Origin of the sequence: Paenibacillus sp. V4I9 (assembly GCF_030817295.1) — a bacterium.
Lineage (GTDB): Bacteria > Bacillota > Bacilli > Paenibacillales > NBRC-103111 > Paenibacillus_E.
Genome location: NZ_JAUSZE010000001.1, coordinates 5,592,396 through 5,612,211, shown reverse-complemented (window position 1 = coordinate 5,612,211; position 19,816 = coordinate 5,592,396). Strand labels below are relative to the sequence as shown.

12 protein-coding genes are annotated in these 19,816 nt (G+C 49.2%); all 12 read left to right on the top strand.

Going from position 1 to position 19,816, the window contains the following annotated elements; translation table 11 throughout:
* Positions 1–80: 80 nt before the first annotated feature.
* The 12 genes from QFZ81_RS37515 (at position 81) to QFZ81_RS26060 (ending at position 19,790) form a co-directional block, all read left to right on the top strand.
* The gene (locus tag QFZ81_RS37515) at positions 81–413 is read left to right on the top strand and encodes an Imm7 family immunity protein (RefSeq protein ID WP_373463718.1); all 333 of its coding nucleotides are present in this window, start codon (positions 81–83) and stop codon (positions 411–413) included.
* A gap of 586 nt (positions 414–999) precedes the next feature.
* Positions 1,000–2,133 carry a GntR family transcriptional regulator gene (locus QFZ81_RS26110; RefSeq protein WP_307605341.1) on the top strand — a complete coding sequence of 378 codons (1,134 nt, stop codon included), beginning with the start codon at positions 1,000–1,002 and terminating at the stop codon, positions 2,131–2,133.
* Positions 2,134–2,238: 105 nt separating this feature from the next.
* Entirely contained in the window at positions 2,239–3,513 is a 1,275-nt protein-coding gene (locus tag QFZ81_RS26105) for a glycoside hydrolase family 125 protein (protein ID WP_307605340.1), read from the top strand.
* A 19-nt stretch (positions 3,514–3,532) separates the two neighbouring features.
* A complete protein-coding gene (locus QFZ81_RS26100; protein WP_307440068.1) occupies positions 3,533–4,438 on the top strand; it encodes a carbohydrate ABC transporter permease in 906 nt (301 codons plus the stop codon).
* A gap of 5 nt (positions 4,439–4,443) precedes the next feature.
* Positions 4,444–5,328 carry a carbohydrate ABC transporter permease gene (locus tag QFZ81_RS26095; RefSeq protein ID WP_307440069.1) on the top strand — a complete coding sequence of 295 codons (885 nt, stop codon included), beginning with the start codon at positions 4,444–4,446 and terminating at the stop codon, positions 5,326–5,328.
* Between the two features lie 23 nt (positions 5,329–5,351).
* Complete coding sequence (locus tag QFZ81_RS26090; protein WP_307440070.1) at positions 5,352–6,683, top strand: ABC transporter substrate-binding protein; 1,332 nt, start codon at positions 5,352–5,354, stop codon at positions 6,681–6,683.
* A 17-nt stretch (positions 6,684–6,700) separates the two neighbouring features.
* Complete coding sequence (locus QFZ81_RS26085) at positions 6,701–9,973, top strand: carbohydrate-binding protein (protein WP_307605339.1); 3,273 nt, start codon at positions 6,701–6,703, stop codon at positions 9,971–9,973.
* 125 nt (positions 9,974–10,098) lie between these two features.
* Positions 10,099–11,574, top strand: a complete 1,476-nt coding sequence (locus tag QFZ81_RS26080; RefSeq protein ID WP_307605338.1) for an S-layer homology domain-containing protein — start codon at positions 10,099–10,101, stop codon at positions 11,572–11,574.
* Between the two features lie 40 nt (positions 11,575–11,614).
* The gene (locus QFZ81_RS26075) at positions 11,615–15,613 is read left to right on the top strand and encodes an NPCBM/NEW2 domain-containing protein (RefSeq protein WP_307605337.1); all 3,999 of its coding nucleotides are present in this window, start codon (positions 11,615–11,617) and stop codon (positions 15,611–15,613) included.
* 391 nt (positions 15,614–16,004) lie between these two features.
* On the top strand, positions 16,005–17,657 hold the full coding sequence (locus QFZ81_RS26070) for a sensor histidine kinase (protein ID WP_307605336.1): 1,653 nt from the start codon (positions 16,005–16,007) through the stop codon (positions 17,655–17,657).
* Between the two features lie 2 nt (positions 17,658–17,659).
* On the top strand, positions 17,660–18,994 hold the full coding sequence (locus tag QFZ81_RS26065) for an ABC transporter substrate-binding protein (RefSeq protein WP_307605335.1): 1,335 nt from the start codon (positions 17,660–17,662) through the stop codon (positions 18,992–18,994).
* A 16-nt stretch (positions 18,995–19,010) separates the two neighbouring features.
* Positions 19,011–19,790 (top strand): response regulator transcription factor, encoded by a 780-nt coding sequence (locus tag QFZ81_RS26060; protein WP_307440079.1) that lies wholly within the window; start codon positions 19,011–19,013, stop codon positions 19,788–19,790.
* Positions 19,791–19,816: the final 26 nt, after the last annotated feature.

Here is a 19,816-nt window from a genome sequence, read left to right as displayed (position 1 = left end):
AACTTCCATAAATGTACAAGAGGTTTTTTTTATCGTGTACCAGGGATGTTTAAGTTAACTAAAGCATACCCTGAATCGGCATGAAAAGTTTCTCTCATGCAGATTTCAATAGGGAAAAAATCTCAAGTATACGGAGAAGGAACGGGCTGTACTCATGGACCATTTCTGGCTTACATAACCACTTTTCAAAATATGTTCTAGATATATATAAATGGGTGTCGGAAAATTTACCTGGTTCGTATGGATTGTTATATGTTCATAACGATGAGGATTTCAAGGGTAAAGACGATAACAGTAACAATTTTATAGTCTGGAAATTAGCAAGGGGTAATTTAACTCAAGAGAAAGACAACTACCTATCACCATATATACCAGTAGTTGAAGATGAATACGATCCAAGTAAGAATGACTAAATAAAATACTGTCACTATGCTTAACGAGAAGCAAGTGCTGAGTAAACAATTACATAAGCTCATTCCGCTAACGGAGAACAAGTGTTAAGTAAATGTAACATGATTGAAATCTTATTTTCATGTGGCATTAATGAATCAAGCCTATAATAAAAGTCGACCCCCCTTTAAAATATAAACTTAGACCCTCAGCCCGTTGCTGTGGGTCTCTTTTTGCTATTAAACTAAAGGGCATTTTAACGCAACATTTGAAAGTTTATTAGTGAAATCTAAACCAAGCGAACCATCCTTTTTCTTTATCCTTTACTACATAAATTTGACCATGAGAGGCATCATATGCTGGCAAAAATTTAGGGAAAAGTATCTCAACAAACCAATAATTTTTTGCCACTTAGGAAATAACTGAAACAAAAACCTATAACCTGTTGTTTGGAACCGTAGATAGCGAGATCGATATTGTTAATATTTACCACCCAATATACAACCGTACTTACAAATCCGTCAACAATAAATATGTTTGTTGTATCAAGAATTTGATAATGTTATACTTGATATATCAACAATATTACAGGTGAAGGATTGATAGGTCATGTCGTTATACGAGAAGATATATAGTCATTTGCTGGATGAAATCAAGGCAGGTAGGCTCAAACCTGGCGATCGCATTCCTTCGGAAAACGAATTGTCTACTCAGTTCAGCGTTAGCCGCATTACGTCGAAAAAGGCGTTGGAGATGCTTGCACAGCACGACTGGATCGAGAGGTTGCAGGGAAAGGGATCGTACGTCGCCCAGAAAATTCTCAATTACCACGAACAGCAGGAAGCGGTTCCTTCCGGCTGGGGGGAACGCGATCACGCTGCGGGCCCGAGGATCGTCAGCCTCATCTTACCCGACTTTGATCATTCCTTTGGACTTAAGATGGTACGCGGAATTGAAGAGCGGTGCTCGAGCTATGGTATCCCGCTTATGCTGAAGCTGACTTATGATAAACAAAACGTGGAGGAGGAGGCGATCCGTGCATCGATTCGGCAGGGTGCTTCGGGTTTGATTGTTTTTCCGGTACACGGAGAGCACTATAACGCCGAACTATTGCGTCTTGTTCTTAACGGGTTTCCGGTCGTGCTGGTGGACCGCTATTTGCGCGGGATTGCCGCAACGGCCGTGTATACGGATAATCGCAAAGCCGCGCAGGAACTGACCGAGTATCTTCTCGATCAAGGTCATCGGGAAATCGCCTTCGTTTCGCCGCCGTCCGAAAACACCTCGACGATTGAGGACCGCATTCAAGGGTACTTGTCGGCATTTACACAGCGCGGGATTCCGGCAAATCCGGACATGATCGTGACGAACCTTTACAGCACGCTGCCGGTCGGCGGGACGAAAGAATACATCTCGAACGATTATGGAACGCTGCAATCTTTTATCGAAAGGCATCCGGGCACGACGGCCTTCCTGGCTTGCGAATATCTGATGGCTATGCGCATATCCGAGTGGCTGAACAGGATGGGCAAGCGGGTTCCGGATAATTATGAAATAGTCTGTTTCGATTACCCTGAAGATTCGTTTGGCCCGCCGGAGTTCACGCATATTCGGCAGGACGAATGGAGTATCGGACAACGTGCGTTGGACTTGCTAGCAGCCAAATGGGCAGGTGAAGTGACCCCGGAAAACCACCTGGTTGAGCACAAGTTGATTCGGCGGCAAAATAAAGAGTTGATATAATAAGATTAAACTTGGTATATAAATAGTATATTGACATTATATTATTCGAGATGTTATATTGATACCATGAAAGGAAGCGATTACAATCTGAATAGGAGAGTGGTTATGTATAGTTCGGTTTATCGGAAAATTGAAGAAACAGCGGTTCGACTTCAGCGGATCGACCCGGGACTTTCTGAAATCTTTCAGAAATGCTATCCGAATACGTTGGAAACGACCGTAGAACTGTTGGACGACGGGACGTCCTTCGTCATTACCGGAGATATCCCGGCGATGTGGCTCAGAGATTCGTCCGCCCAGGTTCGGCCTTATATTCAGCAGGCAGGCGACGATCCGGATGTACAGCGGATGATACGCGGGGTAATCGAACGGCAGGCCCGATACCTGATGCTCGATCCATACGCAAACGCATTCAATAAGGAGCCGAATGGGAAAGGGCATTCGGGAGACCTAACGGTCAAAGGACCTTGGGTTTGGGAACGGAAGTACGAATTGGATTCACTGTGTTATCCTGTTCAACTGTGCTGGGACTATTGGGAAGCTACTCAAGACAGAATGGTATTCAGTGAAACGGTACATACGATGTTTCATCGGATTGTTGAAATCATGCGCGTAGAACAGCGGCACGACCGAGATTCCGAGTACGCTTTCGAAAGAACGGGCTGCCCTCCTTCAGACACGCTGCCTTTCAGCGGAAGAGGCACCCGAACCAATTATACCGGCATGATCTGGTCGGGCTTCCGACCGAGCGACGATGCCTGCAAGTTCGGATTCCTGATCCCTTCGAATATGTTCGCCGTCATCATCCTTCGTTATATTGGACAGTTGGCCAAGGAGATGTATCATGACCACGGCTTATGTGAAAGCGCTTACAAATTATCTGTAGAAATCGAATTCGGTATCGAGACATACGGCAAGGTCAAGCATCCTGAGCACGGATGGATGTACGCTTACGAAACCGACGGCTTCGGCAACTACAATCTGATGGATGACGCCAACGTTCCGAGCCTGCTTTCGATTCCTTACCTTGGTTACCGAGACGCGAACGACCCGGTCTATAGGAATACAAGAAAGTTCGTTCTAAGCCCGGATAACCCGTATTACTCGTCGGGCCTCTTCGCCCAAGGCGTCGGCAGCCCGCATACGCCGCCCGGTCACATTTGGCCGATCGGACTCATCATCCAAGGGCTGACCTCGATCGATCCTATTGAGCGGGACGATCTGGTACGGATGTTAGTTTCCACTACCGCAGGCACAGGCTTTATGCACGAAAGCTTCCATACCGACAGACCGGATACGTTCACAAGAGAATGGTTCGCTTGGGCGAACAGTTTGTTCGGCGAGTTTATTTGCCGATGGCTCGAACAGAAACCCGAATAAAGAAAGGTGGTCGGAACTTTTGATTGCAGCATCCCGCAAGAGGGTTTACCGCCAATGGATCAAGGGTTATTTGTTCATCCTCCCCTCGATTATCGGTTTCAGCGTATTCGTCGCCTATCCGTTAATCTCTTCTCTTTATTATGCGCTTACGGAGTGGGACGGCATCAACAAGCCTAAGTTTGTCGGATTCGATAACTTCACTTATATGTTTACAGTCGATCCGGCTTTCTGGAAGTCGCTCCGAGTGACCTTCTATTTCGTTCTGCTCAATGTGCCTTCATCACTCATATTCGGCCTAGTACTGGCCATGCTTCTCAACCGCAAGCTGCCGGGCATCAAGTTTTTCCGGACTGCCTTTTACTTGCCGACGGTTATCCCAGCGGTGGCAACCTTGACCCTATGGCTTTTCATGTATCATCCGCAGTATGGATTGGCCAATCAGGTGCTCAGATTGTTCGGCCTGCCGGCCGCTCCTTGGCTCACGAGCGAGAATACGGCTCTTCTATCCATCATCCTGTCCGGCTTGTGGCAGGTCGGTTCGGGGATGATCATCTTCTTAAGCGGACTGCAATCCGTACCGCAGGATTTGTATGAAGCTGCGGAGGTGGACGGGGCCAGCGGATGGACGACGTTCTCCCGTGTGACGCTGCCGATGATCACACCGATTCTTTTTCTGCAGCTCATTTTGGGTATTATCGGCTCCTTTCAGGCCTTCACCCAAATTGTTGTCTTAACTCACGGCGGTCCCAACTTCTCGACGATGCTGCTCAATTATAAGATTTATGGAGATGTGTTTAACGGTAAAATGTTCGGATACGGTATCGCTGAGGTTTGGGTTCTGTTCCTCATCATCATGTTCTTCACTCTGCTTACTTACAGGTATTCCAATCGATTCGTGTATTACGAAAATGACAATAGGGGGTGAAACGAATGGCTATGTCCCAGTCTGCGGTAATAGAAAATTCCCGGACAGCCGACCGTGTATCCAAATATCCGTTGAAAGATACGGTTCGTTTCTTGATTCTTCTCGTCGGCTCCATCGCCATGCTGTATCCGCTCCTCTGGATGATTACGATAGCGCTGAAAGGGAATGAAGAAATATTCAAGATACCGCCCGATTGGTACCCGAAGGAGTTTCATCTGGAAAACTTCGTCAAGGGAACGCAGACTATCAACTTCTGGAGGACGTTCGGCAACTCGATGTTCATCGCCGTCGCCAGCACGATTGGGCAAGTCGTCAGCTCGGTCCTCGTCGGATACGGAATCGGCAGGCTTCGTTTTCCGGGACGTAAAATGTGGTTTTCGTTCTTCGTTGGCAGCCTGATGCTGCCGGGCTTCGTAGGGCTCGTTCCGATCTTTCATCTGTTCACCTCGCTCGGCTGGTACAATACTTATCTTCCGCTGATTGTACCGGCATTTCTCGGCAATGCCACCTTTACGTTCTTGTTCATCCAATTCACGAGCACGATTCCGAAATCGTTCGACGAGGCATCCAAGATCGACGGGGCCGGAGACTTCCAAATCCTTTGGTATGTGCTTGTTCCCATGTCGCTGCCAGTCATCGTCACCATGATTATCTTCGCCTTTAACGGAGCATGGAACCAATACCTGGAGCCACTCATCTATATTGCGGATCAAAGCAAATGGACGCTATCGGTAGCTCTTGCCTCCTATGCATCGAATTGGACGACGCAATGGAACTACTTCATGGCCGCAGATTTAATCTATATGCTGCCCATGATCATCATCTTTTTCCTTGGCCAAAAGTATTTTATGCAGGGTCTCGGGTCGGTCAATTCCGCCGGCTTGAAATAAATAATTCAAGGAGGTCCATAGAAATGAAAGCGATTAAATTGGTGAGTCTGGCAGGAGCGTTAACTCTGGCATTGGGGACGGTGGTAGGTTGTTCGGAAAGCACGAGCTCAGGCGGAGGTGCGACCGCGCCGGCAGCTACATCCGGCAACAGCAGTAAAGCGACGTCCACGGAGGTCACGCTGATGACTTGGGAATCCCAAGCGATGAATGATAAGATCATGGCTTCGATGAAGAAGTTCGAGGAGCAGAATCCGGGCATCACCGTTAAGCTGCTTCCGGCACCGCTTCAAGATTACGGCATCAAAATCAACGGGATGATGGCAGCCAAACAGGCTCCTGATATTTTCATGACCGGCAACGACATGACGCTGCAAAACGGCGCGAAAGGCCTTCTTTACGACTGGTCGGCCAAAGCAAGTTCGGATCAGGAGTATATGAATGGATTTTATCCGGGTGTCGTCGACAGTTGGAAATCAAATAACAAGCTTTACGGGTTGCCGGGCCTTCTAAATACGTATGGTGTTTTCTACAACAAAAAGCTGTTCAAAGATGCCGGGCTTCCAGAGCCGAAGCAGGGTTGGACGTATGATGAGTTTTTTGGCGCCATGGCCAAATTGACATCTAATAAAGGCGGCATTCAGCAGTATGGATATTATGGCCGACCTGATGCATTTAACGTATCGCTGTACTCGGTATCGGCCGGAGGCGCTCCTTTTACGGATTCGATCGTAAACCCGACGAAGGTGGAAGTGAGCCCGCAATTTATCGAGGGCGTGAAGAAGTATCAGAAGGCGATTGCCGACAAATCCATGATTCCGCCGACGTTCGACCAATCGGGCGTTATGGCGTCATTTAAGGACGGCAAAGTTGCGATGACGATGCAAGGGCAGTGGGTGGCAGACGACCTGATCCGCAATGCGCCGAACCTGGAATGGGGATATGCTCCTCAGCCTGTCGTGAAGACGCAATCGGAGATTTATGACGCCGTCGGTTGGTGCAGCCCGGCCACTATCAAGAATCCGGATGCGGTCTGGAAAGTGCTGATGTATCTTGATTCGTCAATGTATCAGGAAGTGCTGCCGTCCACACCGGTCGCTCCCGCCGCTTACAAATCGGCCGCAGGCGCTTATTTCGACACGCTCAAGAAAGCGGGGCATCCGGATTTGGCGGACGGTATCGATTATATTCTAAAATCACCGAACATTCAGCCGGTACGGTTCCTTACGACCTGGTCCGGGAAAGCAGGCCCGTTCATCGACGCCGTCTGGAATAATGTCTTGAGCGGCAAAGCCGGCGAAGCCGAGCTGAAGGATACGGCCGACAAGGTGAACAAAGTGATAGCGTCATCCAAATAATCCAGGGAGGTAATGTAATGGTACTGACAAAAAGGAGCCGCTCTAAACTTTTACTGTTGACAACGGCGTTTGCATTAACTTTCACATCATATTCTGCCCTGGGAAGCCCAAAAGCGAATGCATTTACTTCGTCGGACGGAGATACGGCCATACAAGCATTTAACGCGAAATTTTGGGACAGCAGCGCAAAGTTATTTTGGAAAAATTCGAATCGCGGCAGCAACTATATGGACTTTTGGATAGAAGCGGAGCTTTGGGAAATGGTCATGGACGCCTATCTTCATACTTCCGATGCCGGCTTGAAAGCGCAGCTTCGAACTCAGATTGACGACATTTTTGACGGTACGGTAGCGAAATACGGGGAGGATTGGACGAACAATCATTTCAATGACGACATCATGTGGTGGGCGATGGGTTCAGCAAGAGCCTACGAAATAACGAAGAATCAAAAATATTTGGATAAAGCCAAGTATTATTTCGACTTTGTTTACAATACGCAATGGGATGACAGCTTTGCGAACGGCGGCATCTGGTGGATGAATACGGATCACTCTACGAAGAATGCCTGTATTAACTTCCCCGCAGCCGAAGCGGCCGTTTATCTGTATAACATCACGAAGGACGATCATTATTTGGATGCGGCCACCCGCATTTACCGATGGAGCAAGACGATGCTTACGGACGGTAACGGGAAAGTGTTTGACCGCATCGAGATGGAGAAAGGCGCCGTCCCCGATGCGACTCATTACAATCAGGGCACTTTCATCGGCGCAGCGGTAGGATTGTATCAAATAACCGGAAATACCGTGTATCTTGACGATGCTGTGAAAGCGGCGAGCTTTACCAAAGATCATTTAGTCGATGAAAACCGCTTGTTGCGCTATGAAGGACCGAACCACGACCTAAAAGGCGGCAAAACGATCCTGCTTCGCAATCTTGCCTATCTGCAAAAGACCGTCAACGAGCGAAGCGAAAGCACCTACAAGCAATTCGCTGCGGACTTTAATTACTGGGTGGCTTTCAACGCCCAAACGGCATGGAACAATCGAAACGCCGACAACATCGTCGACGGCAACTGGTCAGGGCAGCTGCTTTCCGGAACTTTTGAGGCTTGGGCATCATCCGGCGCAGTAGAAGCATTGTCCGTTTTGCAATCGCAGGACGTCGCACTCGGCGGGTATGCCTCCAAAAATCCTTTTAATAAGGTAGAAGCGGAAAGCTATAACGTCGGTACCGGATTTGTTATGGAAGGTAGCACGGATGGCTCGCTGCAGCTCGGCGGCATACAGCCCGGATACTATGCGGCGTATAAAAATGTCGACTTCGGATCTGAGGGTGCCATTGGCTTTATAGCCAGAGCGGCAAGCGGAACTCGTGGAGGGAACATCGAAATAAGACTCGACTCCTTGAACGGTACAAAAGTCGGAACCTTAAACGTTGAGGGGACAGGAGGATGGAACAATTTTACGGATGCCGTGACCGTCCTTAAAGACGATCAAGGGAACCCGAGCAAAGTAACCGGCGTACATAACGTCTATCTTGTCTTTACGAAGACGAACGATCAATATTTGTTTAATTTGAACTGGTTTAAATTCACAACAACGGATCCGACCAAGTCGGACGCATACGCAAGGCTGAAGGCCGGTCATTTCGACAGCAGCTCGGGTCTAAGCAAAAATGCAGATTGGGGCTTCCTGGACGGCATTAAAAATAACGCTTACGCCTCATATAAAGGCATTGACTTTGGATATGGTGCGGCCGGCGTTACCGTTCATGTGACCAGCGGCAATCAAGGCGGCACGATTGAGGTGAAGCTAGATAGCCTGGACGGGCCAACCGCAGGTGTGATCGGAATTCCGGCTTTGGGAAACTGGAATAATTGGGTGGACTTGATGGCCAACATTGACGACACCAAGGCAGTTGGCGTTCACGATGTGTATCTCGTATTCCATGGCACAAACGGAAGCGATGCGCCCTGCAATTTGGATTGGTTCACCTTTACGACAGTGAAAGGGAAAGCAAGGGATGCTTATGGCAAGCTGGAGGCTGAGAATTATACCAGCGGCGTAGGCTTCGGTACGGAAAACGGCGGCGGTCAAACGTACTTGGCGGGAATATACGGTCCCAATAAGCCGAATGCCATGTACAATTACATTGACTTTGGAACTCAGAGTCCGTCTAAATTTTATGTTAATGCGGCAAGTGCAACCGGCGGAGGAACGATAGAAGTTAGAGTCGATAGCGTGAGCGGCCCGGTTATCGCAACCAGTTCGGTTTCAGGAACCGGCGGATGGCAAGATTTCAAGGTTACCTCGGCGGACGTCACCACTCCTGTGAACGGAAAACATATCGTGTTCATGCTGTTCAAAGGCAACGATTGGTTATACAACTTCGATAAATTTACGTTCGGTGACCCGGCCGTGCTTACGGCACCGACTCCGCCGCCTGTGACTTTGCCTGATCATGTACCTCCGGGAGAGGTAGAGAACGTGCAAGCGATTCGCGGCAACGATGCCATGACATTGTATTGGGACGGCCCTTATGACATCGACGGTCAAAAATCACAAATCGCGGTATTCAGCAACGGCCAACCGGTCGGAAACGCAATCGACGTCGGTCGAGGCATACAAACCGCCGTTTTACCGGGACTTGACAAGAGCCATAACTACACGATTTTAATCAAGAACGTGGATAAATCGGGGAACGTATCGAAAGGAATCACCGTAGACAGCAAAGATTTGCCTTCCTTTGCTCTAACCGCTAACGGAATTATTATAAATGACGGTGATTCTTTTGAAGACGATACCGCTCTGAACTTCAAAGTATGGGATAACTTATCGGCGATCACGACAGCAAAAGTCGCAATTGACGGTAAGGAATATACGATTGATCCGACGACGCAGCAAAGCATTGACATCGATATGGCCGGAAATCTAGGAATGAAAAAGGCCGCTATCACCATTGAGGACGCTTCTGGAAACAGGCTGGAGAACACAAGGAACGTCAGCGTGACGACCAGCGTCTATGCCATGCAGCATTTAATAACCCGCTTCACGAATTCGGGAGAGCTGAGCGGAGCGATCGTCCCTCAGCTGACCAACTCTCTTAAGCAGGTTCAGCATCAGCTTGACAAAGGCAAGCAGGATCAAGCGGTAAAGCATATTCAAGATTTTATCAAGCACTTGAATAATGAAGCTTTAAGCGGCAACGTACAAGCTCGTGCAAAGGCGATTCTGAATACGGATGCTCAATTCCTCATTGATACTTGGCAGAAAAGGAAAGAGGGCTAACCGTAAAAATAGGTAGGTCGACCGCAGGTCGACCTACATTTATACATAGAAGAGGGGTCAAGCGTGATTAGATAGGGGCTACACTGGATGGCGCCAGCGGCGAATTCATTGAATAGGGGTGGGTTATGAAAAAGCTTATCGTCCTGCTTATTCTTGCAGGCATCTTCTGGACGTCCTATGCTGGAAACGCTTTCTCGGCTTCCTCGGTAACTCTTCAGGAAATCAAGGATAGCAGAGCCCGGGATACCGTCGAAATTTCAGGACGCACCGATCTGGAGACGATCACGGTCAAAGTCTTAAGACCGAATCTAAGCATCCTTTATGTGAACGTTTTAAATGGAGGGGAATTCAGCGACTCGTTCACCTTGCCGGATGATTCCGTACCGGGCACCTATACCGTAATTGCCGGAAGCGGCGCCGTGCAGGATGTTAAGAAATTCCAAGTTATCGCGCCGAGCCGTGGAGAAGACGGCGGGAGCTCGGGCGGGGGAACGGTTCCTGCGCCGGCTAACCAGTCGCCAACGCTTAAGCCTGTCATACAGAACGGCATCGCATCGGTTCAGCCGGAGGCGGGCCAAAACACAGCGCTGATAGCTGTTGAGGATTTTGCGAATATGCCGCTGAAGGTGCGATTTCGCGACATTTACCTCACGGTAGGGATGTCCGAAGTGCAGGCCTTACTCAAGCGGACAGCCAACTCGGAGGGGGCGGTATTGCAAGTCAAAGCGGAAGCTACCACAAGCACGGAAATGGGGCGTCTGACCCGCCAGAACGGTGCTCAATTGCAAATGGCCGGCGAGATTTTTGATGTCAAGGTGTCGCTGATTTCGAAGGACGGCACTGAAATTTGGGCCGTTCAGCTTGCAGGGGACATGGAGCTGTCTCTGCCTTACGATCCGAAGGCCGATGAACGCTTACTTGGTATCTACTACCGCAACGATGACACTAAGCAATGGGAATACATTGGCGGCACGGTGGATAAGAACTCGGAGCGGATACAAGTCAAGCTTAAACATCTGAGTTCTTATGCGGCTATCGCGTATAAAAAATCATTCGATGACGTCCCATCCAGCCATTGGGCAAACCGAACGCTGGAATTGCTGGCTGCGCGGCATATCGTATCGGGCAAAACCGAAAACTTGTTCCAGCCTGACGACCATACGACGCGGGCGGAATTCACGGCGATGCTCGTGCGCGTATTGGAGCTGCCGACCGGCAAAGGAAGCACTCCCTTCTCGGACGTAAGCGCTGATGCTTGGTACGCCGATCCCATCCAGAGAGCCTATGCGGCCGGGTTGATCTCTGGGCTAACGGATGCCGAGTTCCGTCCCGATGCCGCCATTACCCGCGAACAGATGGCTTTGCTGCTCGTGAAGGCTTATGAGGCCAAACGCGGGAGCATTCATGCGGGGCAGTCTTCGCTGCCGGTCTTCAAGGATCAGGATCAGATTTCCGGATGGGCCCGGGAAGCTGTGAACCAAGCATGGACCGCGAAGCTGATGCAGGGCATCGGTGAGGGCACATTTGATGCTCAATCCGCAGCTACGCGTTCACAGAATGCTCAAGCGATCTACAATTTGATGCAAAACCTTTTGCCCTAACAGCAGTTGGGCCAAACCATGAATCAGGAGGAGAGTACGCTTGCATAATAGACGCTATTTGCGGCCAATTGCGGCCAAGTTGTTTTTGATGGTTTGCTTGCTGTTTGGCAGCTTGCCTTTCGGATTGCCGGGAACTGTCGTGGCCAATTCCGTGCAGCTTCCATTCACGCACAAGACATTCGATGAAGGAACTGGTACGACGGCAACGAATGCATCGGTGACCGTGGCGACCTATAACGAAAGCTCAACCGCCCTCGTTGTGAGCGATGTAGTATACGCGTCCGACCTGAACTGGGTCAGCATGGAATCGTACTGGAGCGGCGCCAAAAAAGATAAGTCGCTGGACGGCAACACGCTGACCTCGGCGGGGAAAACGTACAATAAGGGCATCGGGGCGCATGCAAATTCCAAAATCGTGTACAATCTCGACCCAGCCTACAAGCGCTTTACGGCGGTTGCCGGGATTGACGACGAGGTCAAATCGAACCCGGATCATGTCAAGGCCAAGACCAAATTTCACGTCAAGGCGGACGATAAGGTCATCGCCAGTTCGCCGGAATTGAAATTTAACGAAACTTATACATTCCAGGTCACGATTCCGGCCGGGGCCAAGACACTGACCCTGATCACCGATGACTTGGGCGACCCGACTTGTGACCATACGGATTGGCTGGACGCCCGGTTCCTGTTGACCGACGGAAATGGCGGCTGGTCGCCTTCCGAGCCTGTCGCTATCGCCAGCCCCGGAGGCCAAGTCATGAGTACGATTGAGCAGATTGACGGACGCTTGACCTATTCCATGAAGTTTAACGGTGCACCTGTCGTTGAAAAGTCGGTGCTCGGCGTCATTGTGGACGGCCACGATATCGGCGAGCGGGTGCTCTGGGACCGGACTCAGGCGGTTAGTGTTTCTCCGGACGCTTTCACTTATCCAATAACCGGCAACCATTCCACAGCCAGGGATCATCACACACTCACAACGATTCCGATTACGGACGTGAACAGCGGCATGACCTACAAGCTCCAAGTCAAACTGTTTGACGATGGAATCGCTTTTCGATATGTGATTCCGCCGGGAACCTCGGACCGCGTGTTCTCGGGCGAGAGCACCAGCTTCCGGCTCCCCGCGGACAGTACCGTGTGGTATCAGCAAAATACAACCAATTATGAAGGTCGCTTCACGAAGCAGGGCGCCCAATCTGTTCCTGTGAATACGAAAATCGGCCCACCGATGACGATTAAGCTGCCGGGCAGCGCCGGGTATGCCGCAATTACCGAGGGAGCGCTCGTTCAATATGTCGGCATGACCTTGAATGCCGAAGGCGGCGCCAACTTCAAAGCCAATTTCATCAACAGCGGCAACTGGACCTTGTCCGGCGAGGTTTCGACGCCCTGGAGAATCGTAACCGTAGCCCGTGACTTGAACGGTCTCGTGAACAACGACATCATGACCAATGTGAGCCCGCCGCAAGCGCCGATCTTTGACAACAACACCGATTGGATTAAGCCCGGCTCTTCCACCTGGTCCTGGGTTGTGGACGGCGATGTCAGCAAACGCAACATGCTGCTCTATATCGACTACGCCGCCGAAATGGGCATTCCGTACAATCTGATTGACGAAGGATGGACGGACTGGGCATCAACGCCTGAAGAGTATTGGGCCGCTGTCAAAGAAGTCGTGGACTACGGCAAATCCAAGCATGTCGAAAGCTGGCTATGGAAATCCGCTTCCGATCGCTTCGGCATCAAAGGCCTCTTCAACCGCGAGGATCGGCTCGCCTTCTTCGAAAAGGCCAAAGCGGCAGGGGTAATCGGGGTCAAGATCGATTTCATCGACGGCGAAGAGCTGTTCAAGATGAATTTCTATAAAGACACGCTGGAGGACGCCGCAAAATATCACCTGATGGTCAATTTCCATGGGGCCAATAAACCGACGGGCATGTCGCGGACTTATCCCAATGAATTGTCCCGCGAGGCCGTGCACGGTCTGGAGCAAGGCGCGCCGCCGGCCGATCATAACGCCACCTTGCCGTTCACCCGCTACCTGGCAGGTCATGGAGACTATACGCCAATGTCGCTCAGCAACCGGATGGGCAAAAGCTCCTGGAGCCATCAGGTGGCCACGGCGCTAAGCCTTACCTCGCCGATTCTTTCCTTCGGGGAGCATCCGGAGAACATGCTGCTGAATCCGGCAGTAGAGCTGTTCAAAAGCATGCCGACGGCCTGGGATGAGACGATTGTATTGCCCGGCAGCGAAATCGGAGAGGTTTCGGCGATGGCCCGCCGCTCCGGTACGACCTGGTATGTGGCTGTCATGAACGGACTGGAGGAGCGCACGATGGGTCTGAACCTGTCGTTCCTCGGCAGCGGGAAGTACAATGCCAGCATCTATGCAGACGATTTTACGAAGCCCAACACTTACAGTCTTGATAAGCAGATTGTATCTTCAGGCGCCGTGCTAACCATGAAGATGCGAGGCAGCGGAGGCTATGTTGCCAAATTCAGCCAGCTTGACATGGAGCCGTTCGGCGGGGGATTTCTGGATCAACGTACGGTTCATTTGAAAACATCGGACAGCTCGAGCGAGATTCATTATACGCTGGACGGTTCCGAACCGAAGGCTAGCTCTCCGAGATACGAGAAGGAAATCGTGATCACCGATTCCGTCGTCCTTCGTGCGGTCATCACGAGCGGGGAAGGAGCCGGCAGCACCGTCACGGCCCGATTCAACAAGACCTTGCCTATCATAAAGATCCTGTACGACGGGGATCGGAACTGGGTCAATCCAGGCGGGAAAGTAAGGATACAGACCAATGCGGAGGGAAGCGACTTCGAAATTCGCTATACGCTGGACGATAGCGAACCGAGCCAATACTCGCTGCTGTATACGGGACCTTTTGCTCTCCCTGTAAGCACGGCTAAATTGAAAGCCAAGCTTTTTGTGAAAGGACAACCGGGCTCAAACGCCGTATCGAAAACGCTGTACACCTTGGAGCATAATGGCCCTGTGCCTCCTCTTCCGTCGGTTTACCTGGACGAACTGAATTGGGTCAGCGCGACGTCCGGCTGGAACAACATACCGAAGAAGAAGCTATCGATTGACGGCAATCCACTGAGAGCGGGCGGTAAAACGTATGAGCGCGGTTTGGGGACTCACGCCAATTCCGATATCGTATACACGATTCCCAATGGGGCCAAAAGATTTGTCGCTATTGCCGCTGGGGACGACGAGGTGAAGGAAGAAGGCGGATACGCAAGCATGCTGTTCAGCGTGTATGTGGATGGGAAGCTTGCTGCCGCCTCGCCGCTCATCGGCAAAGGCATGTTGTGGAACTTCAACGTCACGCTGCCGGACGGAGCCAAGCAGATTCTCCTATCGCTGAACGATGCGGGCGGCAAAAACTTTGACCACGGCGATTGGCTGAACGCCGGTTTCTTGACAACGGCCATGACGGCACGAGAATTGGCGGCGAGCATCAAGCAGATCGCAAATCCTTCACCAATCGACACTCGGCTTAAGCTGCCAATCGTACCGAATGGATTCCGCATCGCGATTCAAAGTTCCAGCGATCCTAGCATCATTGCGCTGGACGGAACGATTCGGGCGCCAAAGGCGCGAACGACTGTACAGGTGGTTCTGGAGATCACCGACTTGTCGGACGGCAGCAAAGCTACGACCGAGGCGATTTCCGTTCTCGTCCCGCAGGCCAGCGGACTGGCGCCATATACACTTACGACCACAGGCGTTCTCAAGCGCCAAGGTGGCATCGAGGCCCAGGTTAGTGTGCAGCCGACTCCGGATGCGGTGAAAGGTCCGGATGAACAGGTCATCGTCTTTCAACTGATGAAGGGCAACACGCCTGTAGGGATCGTGGCTGTGCAATCCGACAGAATCGAAGCCTCCAAAGCCTTTACTGCCTTCTTCAACACGGCAGATTTTGACTCCAGTCTGTACACGGTTCGAGCCATGGTGCTGGATCGCTTCAACAGCGATTTGATGTCTCCCGTCAATTTGGCGGCGTTGGTTCAGCTGAAATAGACTGCGGCGCAAGGAAACCTGTCGACTAAAAACCACAATAACCGTTCTTTCTGACTAGGGAACTTTCTCCCCTGAGAAAGAACGGTTTTTCTGTATGCCTCAGTTGTGCTATAGGGGGGCTCAATGTTTTTGTAGAATTAACTTTCTTCACGTCATAATTAATTCCTAATTTCAGTTAATTCGACAAACATTTTAAAATACAAGTGATAGATTATTCGTGTATTAAATCATAGAAAGGGTGAGCGCATTCACTAGCGTCAGCAAACTGATTTCCATTCGAACTATTCTGCTATCTGTTTTACTTCTGTTTATGATTTCCCCTTTGGTCGTAATTACCTATATTACATACAAAAAGGAAAATAAATTATTTCAAACACAGATGAGCCAGTATTTGTTGCAAACGGTTGCGCAAACTCAGAGGGCACTGGATGCCAATCTGTCAGAGATTGATCGGCTCACATGGACATTGTTATATGAGCAGTCGCTTGATTTTATTAACGGTCCCTTGGATTCCCCGTATCGATTATTTGATGCGAATCAAAAATTTAAAAGCATGGTGTATTCCAATCTGTTTCGGGGCAGGCTGGAGCACATTCGCGCGATTTATTTCGTTACATCGAGTAAAGATGTTCTTTCGACAGAAAATTTATTTTATTCATTTGAGCAAGTTAATCGAGTGAATTATCAATTCATGACGGATCAACTGGAGAAGCAGCCCTTAAAGATGAGCTGGTTCAGCGACAATAGAGCGATATACCGTCCAAAAAATAGCTACGAATCCCCAGTTCGCGCTTCGGTTACAGCATCAAGACGTCTCATTGACAATAATACAGCAAAGCTTCGAGGATATTTGTTTATTCATTTCAACGATCAATTTATTAGCGATTATCTCCGGGAAGTTCAAATTGGTTCAACAGGTTCCTTATTGGTCTCGGACGCGTCGGGAGATGTGATTTATCAGCAAGATCCGCAGCTGGCGCAAAACAACAAAATAAGCGCTGCGATAAAGACACTGCCCTCTCAAGGGCAAGGGCTTAAGATCGTTGACGGAAAATGGATTCTTGCCTCGGATACCTCCCAAATTAGCGGTTGGAAAATGACTGCGGTAGTCCCGATTGATGAACTAATTGGTTCCAATCAAAAAATACTACGCTACCTGCTCATAATGGCGGCAATTGGAGCTCTTATCTCGGTCATTGTCTCGTTTCTGCTGGCTACTGCTATCTCTAAACCGGTTATGAACTTGGCTAGGTTAATGGTTTTCGCTGCGCAAGACAATCTTCATGTCCGTGAAACACTAGGACATATTCAAGAAATCAGCCTTTTACAAGTTAGCTTCAACCGCATGATGGATCGCATTCAAACACTGATCCAAGAGAATGAGAGGCAGCAGAAAGAGAAACGGGAAGCACTGCTTCAAGCTCTGCAAATGCAAATTCATCCTCATTTTCTATACAACACGCTCGACATGATTTATTGGATGGCCAAGAAGCACAACGCTGATTCGATCAGTAAGCTTGTTACTGCGCTGGGACGGTTCTTCCGGTTTACCTTAAATGCAGGACAGGAATGGACAACGCTTGGAAAAGAGCTTGAACACGTTGAAAACTATTTGCAAATTCAGTCCTTTCGCTACAGGGACAAGCTCTATTATGAAATCAATGTAGATCCCGACATTTCATCGGTCATTGTGATGCCGCTTATCCTGCAGCCGCTCATTGAAAATGCTTTGGAACATGGAATATCGAAAAGTCCGGAAGGCGGTACCGTGCAGATCAATGCCCATAGATTCGAAGAACGAGTTTATATCTTCATATCGAATACGGGTAAGCAAATCGATCTTGATCGTGTTCGCCTTCTGTTGCAGGATGATTCCTCCGACCATGTCGGACTTCGAAACGTCCAACAGCGAATACAGACGGCTTTCGGTCCCGAATACGGCATCGAGCTTGTGGCAGGTATGGAGCAAGGAGCGCTGGTCAAAGTGACGATCCCTTATCGGTTATCAATGTCGGATCAGGTCCAAGAGGAGGCGGGGGGCTAACCATGAACTACTTAAAATACAATGGGCTGATGATTATTTCGGTCGTCCTGCTTCTGGTCTGGGCGCTCAGCAGTTTAATTTTATTGGAGCGGGTGACGATTGATCCGCCCAAAGCAATGGCAAGTTCGAAAAAAATTAAAGTGCTAATTCGAACAGGAACGGAATCCTCAGCTATGCGTCAAATTTCGCAGACATTTGAGAAAAACACTGGAATTCAAGTTGAATTTATTGAATTAGGAAGGGACGTGTACTTTACTGCTGTAGGTACACAACTGCTGGCAGGGACCGATACATTTGACATCGTTTCCATTCCCAACACATCGATTGCTCAATTTGCCTCTGTTCATGCGATTCTTCCGTTGGACGGCTTCATGAAGGATACGAATATAACCGATTTGCAATCGTTTGATGTAGACGATTTTTTTTCCATCTACCGGTACCACGGGGCGACATATGCGCTGCCAACCGATATCAGCACCCACTTTCTTTACTACAGGAGCGATTTAATCCCAAGTCCGCCTGAGACTTGGGATGAGTTGTTCGAGGCTTCCAAAAAGTTTTCGAAAAGTAAAAACCCAGCATCCCCAACCACTTGGGGATTGGGGATGCCAGCTGTCGTGCCGGAGGAAAGATCCAAAATCTTTGCCTCGCTGCTATGGTCATTTGGGGGTGACATTCTGAATGAAGAAGACGGGAAAGTATTTTTGGATAATAAAGAGTCGATTCAAGCCGGTCAATACTTGGAGAAATTGGTACAAGAGAAGGTGGTGCCACAGGATTTACTGAGCTGGGATTTTGCGAGAACCCGTGACGCGTTAATTGCGGGGGAGATCGCCATGGCGGCTCCTTATTGGAATGCGGCTTACCCGATGATCAAGCAAAATAGTGACCCCAATAAAGAATCGATTAAAATTGCATTAATTCCAGGCACCAAAGATCAGAATGGACAAATACAGCGCGTCCCGTTTCAGCATGGCTGGACTCTCGCCATTAATGCGAGCTCCAGAAATTCAGTTGATGCCTGGAAGTTTCTCGAGTATGCGACTGGCAAGAAGGGCGGGATGATCTATGCACAGCAAGGTGGTGTGCCGGCAAGACGTTCGATTTTGGACGATCCGTCCTTTTTAGCAACAAGACCGGATTTTGCTTTAATTTTGAAGAGTATGGATATCGCCAAAAATGAACCTTCCATTAGCTATTATCCGGATATGGTCGATATTGAAGAAAGGGCTTTAGCTAAAATCATTACGTCATCTGACAAGCCGCAAGAAGCCTTAAGAGAAGCAGCAATTGAGTTGCGCCATCTGTCTCAAAAAATGAATATGAATTCTCAATAGGATGGAGGATAAATCGATGACTGCTTCCATTTACCGTGCCGTTATTATTGATGACGAAGCCTGGATTCGGGAAGGCTTAAGCATGCATATCAATTGGGAGTTAATAGGAATAGAGCTTGTGCGAGTATTTCAAGACGGTCTTGAAGCAATAGATTATATACAAAATCATCCCGTCGACATCATTTTGTCGGATATTCGTATGCCCAATATGACCGGATTAGAGTTAGTTGCAAGATTACGCGAATTGGAAAATGAAAATCACTTGCTATCAAACATCAAGGTCATATTCCTGAGCGGGTATGGTGATTTTAAATATGCGCAAGAAGCGCTTCGGTTAGGCGCGGTAAATTATCTGCTTAAGCCTACGGAAGTCGAAGATATTGAAGATGCATTACAAAAAGCTAAGCAGATGTGCGCCAAAGAAGCCATGCAAACCAACAAACAACCTGTCGAACCAATAGTATTCGAGGAGCCCAGTTCGTACTTGATTAAAAAAGCGCTGCATATCATGAACGCAAGATTTACGGAGGATATTCAACTCAATCTAATTGCCGAGGAATTGTTTGTTACCTCCAATTATTTAAGCAGGTTGTTTCGTCAGGAAACAGGCAAATCGTTTAGTGATTATTTATCGTACCTGCGCATCGAGAAGGCCTGCGAGCTGCTGGCAGGCAGCACCCTCAAAATTTATCAGATCGGCGAGGCCGTGGGCTACCCCAATCCCCGGTATTTCAGCGAGTGGTTTCAAAAACAGATGGGAATGTCACCTGGCGACTACCGTTCCCGACTTTCCTAATTAATAAGCCCAACGGTGTTTGTGCA

Excerpts from the sequence above, each read along its gene's own strand:
- QFZ81_RS26090 (WP_307440070.1), top strand. The coding sequence starts at position 5,352 with ATGAAAGCGATTAAATTGGTGAGTCTGGCAGGAGCGTTAACTCTGGCA.
- QFZ81_RS26065 (WP_307605335.1), top strand. The coding sequence starts at position 17,660 with ATGAACTACTTAAAATACAATGGGCTGATGATTATTTCGGTCGTCCTG.
- QFZ81_RS26105 (WP_307605340.1), top strand. The coding sequence starts at position 2,239 with ATGTATAGTTCGGTTTATCGGAAAATTGAAGAAACAGCGGTTCGACTT.
- QFZ81_RS26095 (WP_307440069.1), top strand. The coding sequence starts at position 4,444 with ATGGCTATGTCCCAGTCTGCGGTAATAGAAAATTCCCGGACAGCCGAC.
- QFZ81_RS26085 (WP_307605339.1), top strand. The coding sequence starts at position 6,701 with ATGGTACTGACAAAAAGGAGCCGCTCTAAACTTTTACTGTTGACAACG.
- QFZ81_RS26060 (WP_307440079.1), top strand. The coding sequence starts at position 19,011 with ATGACTGCTTCCATTTACCGTGCCGTTATTATTGATGACGAAGCCTGG.
- QFZ81_RS26080 (WP_307605338.1), top strand. The coding sequence starts at position 10,099 with ATGAAAAAGCTTATCGTCCTGCTTATTCTTGCAGGCATCTTCTGGACG.
- QFZ81_RS26110 (WP_307605341.1), top strand. The coding sequence starts at position 1,000 with ATGTCGTTATACGAGAAGATATATAGTCATTTGCTGGATGAAATCAAG.
- QFZ81_RS37515 (WP_373463718.1), top strand. The coding sequence starts at position 81 with ATGAAAAGTTTCTCTCATGCAGATTTCAATAGGGAAAAAATCTCAAGT.